Source organism: Arthrobacter sp. STN4 (genome assembly GCF_024539665.1).
GTDB lineage: Bacteria > Actinomycetota > Actinomycetes > Actinomycetales > Micrococcaceae > Specibacter.
Map to the genome: position 1 here is coordinate 1 of NZ_JAKZGX010000053.1, position 7,233 is coordinate 7,233.

The window sequence follows — 7,233 nt, forward strand, 5'->3', positions numbered from 1 at the left end:
CGACGCACCGCACAAGGCTTGAGCTACCGCGAGATCAAACGCATCCTGAAACGCTATATTGCCCGCAGCATCTATCGTCAGCTACAACATCTCACGGCTTGACTTTGAACATAAAAGGGTCCACCGATAAAACTCGGGGGTCGCTCGGCGTTTTAAACACGAAATGCCCGTCTTTTCGGGGAAAATTGGACTTACCACAGATCAATTTTCACGAAAATGAAGGACATCTCGCAGATGCAAGTTTCCCATACCGTAGCGGCCATGTCAGTTTCCTTTGACGAGGAGAACCTCGTGTCCCCCACAGGCCTGGTCCCGGTGATGCGCTTGGCCGAGGAGACGGGCCTGCATTTGCTCGCTGATGAGTGGCTCACGATCCCGACGGACAAGGGCGCCAATGCCGGGCTGAAGGTCGCGGCACTGGTCGCGGGCATGGTGGCCGGGGCCGATTCGATTGATGACATGGCCCTGCTGCGCCATGGCGGGATGAAGAAAGTCTTCTCCGGCTGCTACGCCCCGTCAACATTGGGATCGTTCCTGCGCACCTTCACCTTCGGGCACGTGAAGCAGCTTGATGCTGTGGCCTCCCGGCTCCTGATCAATCTGGCAAGGAAGGCGCCCCTGTTCGGGGCACCTTCCGGGGAAGACTTCATGTTCGTGGATGTAGACGACACGATCGTGGAGGTTCATGGCTACCAGAAGCAGGGCTCCGGTTACGGCTACTCCGGGGTCCGTGGGCTCAACGCCGTCCTGGCCACCGTTTCCAGGGAAGACACCGCACCGGTCATCATCGGCCAACGCCTGCGCAAGGGCGCCGCGAACTCCGCCCGTGGGGCAAAGAAGTTCGTGACCGAAGCGTTGGGAACCCTCAAACGCACCAAGGTGCAGGGGCCGGTATTGTGTCGCTTTGATTCGGCCTACTACGGCCACCCGGCAGTCAGTGCCGCCCTGGCCGGCGGCGCCGACGTCTCCGTCACGGTACCCATGAACCCGGCCGTCAAACGCGCCATCACCGCCATACCGGCGGATGCATGGACACCGATCAAGTACACCAACGCCGTCTACGACGAAGACAGCCAGGCGTGGGTGTCAGCAGCGGAAGTCGCCCAAATCCCGTTCACCGCGTTCTCCTCCCGCAAGAAAAGCGAACGGATCCCCGGGCGCCTGGTCGTGCGACGCATCCCCGAACTGAACCCGAAAGCCACCGACGGGCAGCCGACGCTCTTTGACACGCACCGCTTCCATGCCTTCTTCACCACCGTCACAGCCGCCATGCTCGATACCGTGGCCGCGGACCAGGTCCACCGCAAACATGCCCGGATCGAGCAGGTCAACGCCGACCTGAAGGACAGTGCCCTGGCCCACCTGCCCTCCGGAAAGTTCGCGGCGAACTCGGCCTGGCTGGTCGCCGCGGTCATGGCCTACAACCTCACCCGCACCGCCGGGATCCTCGCCGAAGGCATGTTCGCGAAAGCCCGGACCGGCACGATCCGCACCAAGCTCATCAACGTCCCCGGCAGGGTTGCTTCCAGCGCCCGGCGCATCAAACTACATCTTCCCCAAGACTGGCCATGGCAAACCGCCTGGGAGAACCTCTTCACCGCCACCCACGCACCGCCACAAGCCGCATAAACCCGTCAACCCAGCCCAACGGGCGCAACCCAGGAACCAAAAAGTGGAACATCAGCGGCAGCGAGGCCGACCACCGGGTCCTGCCCAAAAATCCCAAAATCAACAAAATTCAGGATTCCCCACAGACCCAACCCAGATCGGTGGATACAGGCTTAGCCGCAATGGTGCGCCGGCCCGGCACCGGGCGGCACCGGGCGGCCCCGTCCGGTTGGCCCCGGTGGTGTCCGGCATCCTGGCCCGGGCCCTTGTTGCCGGGCCCGGCCGCCGCTAAAGTGTCCAGCACATGCAATGGCAAGGGGAGTGGTGGGCGTGGGACAGATCGGCACGTGCCTGTGGTTTGACGGGCGGGCAGAGGAAGCGGCGGAGTTTTACGTCGGCCTCTTCGAGAACTCCAGCATCAAGGACGTGGCCCGGTGGGGCCACGGCGGCCCCTACCGGGCAGGCACGGCGCTGACTGTCCAGTTCGAACTGGAAGGACGCAGCTTCCGGGGGCTGAACGGCGGGCCGGAGTTCACGTTCAACGAGGCCATCTCCTTTGAACTGTACTTTGACACGCAGGAGGAGCTCGACGCCAAATGGGCCGCCCTGACGGCCGACGGCGGCCAGGAAAGCCAGTGCGGCTGGCTGAAGGACAAATTCGGGGTCTCCTGGCAGCTGATTCCCACCATGCTGCCCACGGTGCTCAACGGACCCGACCCGGCCGGTGCCGGACGTGCCATGCAGGCCATGCTGGGCATGGGGAAGCTGGACATTGCCGCGTTGCAGGCCGCGTACGACGGCTAAAGGTGGCGCAGGAAGCGCTGCGGGGCGTCCAGGAAGGAGCGCCAGTTGCGCACCAGGTCCAGCCCGTCCCAGGTCGCCGGGCGCAGCCCCCAGCCGCCCACCTCGTAAATGTCCGCACCCGGCAGTGCCGCCAACAGCGGCGAGTGGGTCGAGAGGATGACCTGGGAACCGCCGTCGGCCAAGAGCTCCCGGAGAACGGCCAGCACGGACAGGCAGCCGGTGAAGGACAGGGCGGACTCCGGCTCGTCCAGGATCCACAGGCCGCCGCCCCGGAACCTGTCCTCGGCGAGGGACAGGAACGACTCCCCGTGCGACATGCGGTGGAACGGCGCGTCCGCCCTGGTGGTGGACGGGTTGTCCTCGAGGTAGCTGAAGAAGCCGTGCATGGTTTCCGCGCGCAGGAAGTAGCCGTACCTGCCGGCCCCGGGGTTGCGGGCCAGCAGCAGGCTGTTGGCAAGGGCGGACTCGGTGGCCCGGCTGCGGTGCATCGCGCCCGTGGAGCCGCCCTCAGGGTTGAGCCCGTAGGCCATGGCGATCGCCTCGACAAGTGTTGACTTGCCGGCGCCGTTCTCCCCGACAAGGACCGTGGCGGGGCCCAAGTCCAGCCCCGCGTCCAGGAGCTGGCGCACGGCTGCCAGCGTGGCCGGCCATTCGTTCCGGGGCAGGGGTTCGTGGGGATCCTCGCCGATGTGGCGCACGGGCGTCTTGGCAAACCTCATGGGGCCATTCTCACAGACGGCGCGGGATTGGCGCCTCAGCCGGCCTCCGGCCCCTTCGCCAGCCCCTCGACCACCACGACGCCGGGCAGTCGGGTCAGCCCGTCCGGGGCCAGCCGCAGCTTGCTGGTGCGGTTGCCGCCGCCCATGATGACCTCGGGCTGTTCCAGGACCGCACTGTCGACGTAGATGGGCATGCCCGAGATGCCAAAGGGCGTGACGCCGCCAATGGCCATGCCGGTGCATTCCACCGTCAGCTCCGCGTCGGCGAAGGACGCCCGCTTCACCCCGAGCAGCTCCTTGACCTTCCTGTTCACGTCCAGGCGCGTGGTGCCCAGGACCACGCACACGGCCTGCACGGACGGCTCCACCTTGCGCGAGGTCACGACGATGGTGTTCGCGGCCTGCCCGAGCGCGACGTTGTAGTGGGCACAGAAGACGGCAGTGTCGGACAGCTCGTCGGCGCACGGGAGTACCTCGTGGGCAATGCTGTGGACTGCGAGTGCGTCCCGGACTGAAGGCATGAGGATGTCCGCGGAAACGGCGTCGTGCTTGGCCATGCATCCAGAGTACCGGTGCGGGCCCCGGCGGCTGGCGCACCGGCTACTGCCTGCGTGCCGCCCATGCGATGCGGCTGCCGCGGACCTCCAGGTCCGGGCTGCACAGGGGCGAACCGGGGCCGTCGTCGGTGAGCAGGTGCTGCAGGGCCTCGAGGTCCGACGGGGGTGCGATGCCTTCAAGTGCCGGGCCCATCCGCCCCAGGAAGGTGCGGGCATAGCGGGAGGCAAGCTCCGGCGTCGGCCGTCCCACTGAGGGGAACAGGCGTTGTTCGACGGCGGTGAATCCGGCCCGTTCCAACCCGGGCCGCCAGTCGGGGAAGGAATTCCAGCCCCGTTGGGCCAGGGCGGCGTGCAGCCGGGATTCCAGGCCGTCGTGGAAGGCGTCAGGGAGGAAGCGCGGCAGCCCGTCCATTTCGATGACCACCAGCAGCCCGCCGGGCCTGAGCGCGGCATGGATGTCCCGCATGGTGCGGTCCGGGTCGGTGAGCTCATGCAGGAAGGACGACGCCCAGACCAAGTCGGCGTGCAGTTCCGGCGGCCAGCTTTCGTTGACATCCGACCGGACGGCACGCACGCGCCCGTCCAGGCCCTGAGCGCGGGCGGCCGCCACCGTGCGGCTGAGCATGGCGTCCGACCTGTCCACGGCCACGACCTCCGCTTGCGGGAAGCGGCGCGCCAGCGCCAGGGTGCCCACGCCGGATCCGGCGCCCACGTCCACAATGCCGGCGGACGCGGGCGCCAGCCCGGCAGCCCACTGCGTGGCATCGTCAAGGTAGGAGCCGAGGACCTGCGCGTCCAAGTCAAGGAGGTCCGCCAGTTCGGCCTCGTGGGGGTGGGCGTGTCCGTGTGCGGCGGCCTGGTGGTGATGGGCGTGATCAGTCATGGTTTCCACGGTAGCTGTCCGATGCGCAGATGGCATATACTTATGCGCATGACGCAAGAATTCGCCATGGACATGGTCATCCGCCAGCGCCTGCGCGGCCTGAGGCTCGCCCGCGGGTGGTCGCTGGAAAACCTTGCCGCGCGCTGCAACCTCAGCCCGTCAACGCTGAGCCGCCTGGAAACCGGCCACCGCCGGATCGCGCTGGACCAACTGGTGCCCATTGCCCGGGCCCTGGACACCACCCTGGATGCGCTGGTTGAGCCGGTGGGGGAGGAGGACGTCGTCATCCGGCCCGAGGCCGGGCACACCCCGGGGCTGACCACGTGGATCCTGTCCGATGAACGCGCCCTGCACGGCAAGGTCGTCGCCAAAATGCGCATCACTGCCGAACGGACAGGGGGGCTGGGTGTCCATCCGGGGCGCGACTGGTTTACCGTCCTCTCCGGCACGGCGCGGCTGGAGCTGGGGGAGCGGACCATCCTGGTGCACGCCGGTGAGGTGGCCGAGTTTTCCACCATGGTGCCGCACTGGATCGGCGCCCATGGCGGGCCCGTGGAAATCGTGAGCATCCTCAACCACGACGGCGGACTGGCCCACCTTCACGGCCCGGACACCGCCGCGTAAAGCGCCCGGGCCTGGAATCCTATGCGGTCCGGGCATGGGCTATGACCAGCCCGATGGGGGCGCTGACCAAAAGGACCACCACCATGATGCGGAACGCCCAGAGGAGCAGCGGCAGGTGCCTGCCGGCTCCCCGGACGGCCCAGATGAACATCGCCAGGGCAATGACGAGCAGTGCCGCACCCAAATATGTCAGGGCGGGTGTGGCGAGGAGGGTGCCGAGGAGGACGGCGATGGTTGAAAGGTTCAGCACCACGGCCTCGCCGGACAGGAACGTCGGGGAGAGTTCCCTGGACGCCAGCCCGGCCTGTCCAAGGCCCAGCACCAGTTGGGCGACGCCGGCCACCAGCACCAGGTAGGCCACGGCCCACGATGAGTTGTAGCTGGGGGAGCCGGCACTGGCGGCGGAGAGGACGCCGCCAAGGACCAGGCTGATGCCGCCGATGACGAGGAAGGGGATAGCGGATTTGTTCACAACTCCCAGCATATTTGTCTTCCTGTGCGCCACCTGAAAGCCGGGGCGCCGTCACACTGCGGCCGTGGCCTGTCTCCGGCTACGTGGCCGGGTAAAGCGCAGCGAGGGGTGCGACGGCGACGATCCCTTCGGCCTGGCGGGCCAGTGCGGGGTCGAGGGTGACGAACGCATCCGCCTGCAGCTGGGCGACGGCAATGTACTCGGCGTTGGCCGTGTCGTCCAGGTGGAGCCGCTCCGCCACCTGCCAGGCGACGGCCCGTGAGACCCTGTCGCCGAGCAAGCGGATATGCATCGAGGTGATGCGGTCCAGGAGCGCCATGGCCTCCTTGCCACTCAGCTCACCCCGCCGTGACGCCTGGTACAGCGATGAGAGGCATTGTGAGCGCAGGATTGTCGGTGCCACGAGCTGGTCGCCGTCGGCAATCGCCACCCCGTCCCGTGCCAGCTGGATGGCGGCCGGGGCATCGATCACATATCTCGTCATGCCCCCATTATTGGTGCCGCGCCCGCGGGTGTCCATGGCAGCGGCCGGGAGCTTCCAGACAGGGGCAAAGTGGGAGGACCTGCGTTGGCAAGCGGACAGGGGGTCGGAGGGTTGTCGCCCGGGTGGCCGGCTGTGGGAAAGGGCGCATGGCGAAATCCGTGGACGTGTCTTGGGAGCTGGACGGCATCACCATGGCAGGGACGGTGGCCCGGCCCGACGGCGGGGGACCGTTCCCCGCGGTGGTCCTGGTGGCCGGCAGCGGACCCAACGACCGGGACTGGTGCTCACCGCTTCTTCCCGGCGCCAACGGCAGCGGCCGGCTGTTCGCAGAGGCCTTGGCCATTGCCGGTTTCGCCTCGATCCGCTATGACAAGCGCGTGTCGGGTCCGCATGCGATGCAGAACTTTCCCAGGCCCACCGGCAGGTTGAGCATGCAGTCGCACCTGGATGAGCGGAGCTGATGCCCAAAGGTGCCGAGGCTGCTGCGCCCTCCTATGCCGGCTTGCCGATGGACCCGGACCCCGCCCTGCCAGACAGTGTGAAGATGGTGCTCGCCAGCTTCGAGGCACCGGCAAACCTTCCCTTGGCCAGGGAACTGTGGCTCGAATCGGCCCGCGACCCGCGGCAGCAGGTCCGAATTCCCACGCTGGTGTTGATCGGGGGGGCAGGGACGTCCAGATTGACGTCCCTGCCGATGGGGCCCGCTTCAGGAAGCCGGTGCCGGGATGCCAAATGTGGACTTCGCCTTCCCGCCCAACGCCAACCATGTTTTCAAGGAAGACCGGCGCAGCCCCGCCGAGGTGGCCGCGACACCGGGTAACGGATACAACGAGCCGGACACGCATCCCGATCCGGAAAGCCTTGAAGTGATTCTCGGCTGGCTCGGACGGACCGGGGAATCCATCACACGCGGCTAGGAAAAACTGCAGCGTGAAAATCCCGGGGCCGTTGGAGCCTGTCCTGTCTCAATTTAGTTGGCCATGTTGACGTGGGAAGAGGCCAGATAAATTGAGACGGATGGGGTAGGAACTGTCTCAATTTTGTTGGCCATTCCGTATGGAACGTTCCGCCTCCTTGTCCCA

10 protein-coding genes are annotated in these 7,233 nt (G+C 66.7%); 5 read left to right on the plus strand and 5 right to left on the minus strand.

Going from position 1 to position 7,233, the window contains the following annotated elements; genetic code table 11:
• The first annotated feature begins 234 nt into the window (after positions 1 to 234).
• Positions 235 to 1,629 carry an IS1380 family transposase gene (locus tag MMF96_RS19050; RefSeq protein ID WP_256884435.1) on the plus strand — a complete coding sequence of 465 codons (1,395 nt, stop codon included), beginning with the start codon at positions 235 to 237 and terminating at the stop codon, positions 1,627 to 1,629.
• Between the two features lie 288 nt (positions 1,630 to 1,917).
• A complete protein-coding gene (locus MMF96_RS19055) occupies positions 1,918 to 2,412 on the plus strand; it encodes a VOC family protein (protein WP_256884436.1) in 495 nt (164 codons plus the stop codon).
• On the opposite strand, the gene MMF96_RS19060 is transcribed toward MMF96_RS19055, so the two are convergent.
• From MMF96_RS19060 to MMF96_RS19070, 3 genes are read right to left on the minus strand one after another with little or no spacing between them, the layout of a single operon-like run.
• The gene (locus MMF96_RS19060) at positions 2,409 to 3,131 is read right to left on the minus strand and encodes an ATP-binding cassette domain-containing protein (protein ID WP_256884437.1); all 723 of its coding nucleotides are present in this window, start codon (positions 3,129 to 3,131) and stop codon (positions 2,409 to 2,411) included. The two genes, MMF96_RS19055 and MMF96_RS19060, sit on opposite strands and share 4 nt — an antisense overlap.
• 35 nt (positions 3,132 to 3,166) lie before the next feature.
• The gene (locus MMF96_RS19065) at positions 3,167 to 3,688 is read right to left on the minus strand and encodes a YbaK/EbsC family protein (protein WP_256884438.1); all 522 of its coding nucleotides are present in this window, start codon (positions 3,686 to 3,688) and stop codon (positions 3,167 to 3,169) included.
• A 43-nt stretch (positions 3,689 to 3,731) separates the two neighbouring features.
• Entirely contained in the window at positions 3,732 to 4,571 is an 840-nt protein-coding gene (locus MMF96_RS19070; RefSeq protein WP_256884439.1) for a trans-aconitate 2-methyltransferase, read from the minus strand.
• 48 nt (positions 4,572 to 4,619) lie between these two features.
• On the opposite strand from MMF96_RS19070, the gene MMF96_RS19075 reads away from it, so the two are divergent.
• Complete coding sequence (locus MMF96_RS19075) at positions 4,620 to 5,195, plus strand: helix-turn-helix transcriptional regulator (RefSeq protein WP_176615942.1); 576 nt, start codon at positions 4,620 to 4,622, stop codon at positions 5,193 to 5,195.
• Positions 5,196 to 5,214: 19 nt separating this feature from the next.
• On the opposite strand, the gene MMF96_RS19080 is transcribed toward MMF96_RS19075, so the two are convergent.
• Positions 5,215 to 5,667, minus strand: a complete 453-nt coding sequence (locus tag MMF96_RS19080; RefSeq protein ID WP_176615943.1) for a hypothetical protein — start codon at positions 5,665 to 5,667, stop codon at positions 5,215 to 5,217.
• 79 nt (positions 5,668 to 5,746) lie between these two features.
• The gene (locus tag MMF96_RS19085; RefSeq protein WP_176615944.1) at positions 5,747 to 6,151 is read right to left on the minus strand and encodes a type II toxin-antitoxin system VapC family toxin; all 405 of its coding nucleotides are present in this window, start codon (positions 6,149 to 6,151) and stop codon (positions 5,747 to 5,749) included.
• A gap of 146 nt (positions 6,152 to 6,297) precedes the next feature.
• Here MMF96_RS19085 and MMF96_RS19090 point away from each other — a divergent pair, with 146 nt between their 5' ends.
• Positions 6,298 to 6,612 (plus strand): S9 family peptidase, encoded by a 315-nt coding sequence (locus MMF96_RS19090; protein ID WP_256884440.1) that lies wholly within the window; start codon positions 6,298 to 6,300, stop codon positions 6,610 to 6,612.
• Positions 6,613 to 6,885: 273 nt separating this feature from the next.
• Positions 6,886 to 7,068, plus strand: a complete 183-nt coding sequence (locus MMF96_RS19095; RefSeq protein WP_256884441.1) for a hypothetical protein — start codon at positions 6,886 to 6,888, stop codon at positions 7,066 to 7,068.
• Positions 7,069 to 7,233: the final 165 nt, after the last annotated feature.

Bases quoted from the DNA above. Each gene is read 5' to 3' on its own strand.
- MMF96_RS19050 (WP_256884435.1), top strand. From the start codon at position 235: ATGCAAGTTTCCCATACCGTAGCGGCCATGTCAGTTTCCTTTGACGAG.
- MMF96_RS19055 (WP_256884436.1), top strand. From the start codon at position 1,918: ATGGCAAGGGGAGTGGTGGGCGTGGGACAGATCGGCACGTGCCTGTGG.
- MMF96_RS19060 (WP_256884437.1), bottom strand. From the start codon at position 3,131: ATGAGGTTTGCCAAGACGCCCGTGCGCCACATCGGCGAGGATCCCCAC.
- MMF96_RS19065 (WP_256884438.1), bottom strand. From the start codon at position 3,688: ATGGCCAAGCACGACGCCGTTTCCGCGGACATCCTCATGCCTTCAGTC.
- MMF96_RS19070 (WP_256884439.1), bottom strand. From the start codon at position 4,571: ATGACTGATCACGCCCATCACCACCAGGCCGCCGCACACGGACACGCC.
- MMF96_RS19075 (WP_176615942.1), top strand. From the start codon at position 4,620: ATGACGCAAGAATTCGCCATGGACATGGTCATCCGCCAGCGCCTGCGC.
- MMF96_RS19085 (WP_176615944.1), bottom strand. From the start codon at position 6,151: ATGACGAGATATGTGATCGATGCCCCGGCCGCCATCCAGCTGGCACGG.
- MMF96_RS19090 (WP_256884440.1), top strand. From the start codon at position 6,298: ATGGCGAAATCCGTGGACGTGTCTTGGGAGCTGGACGGCATCACCATG.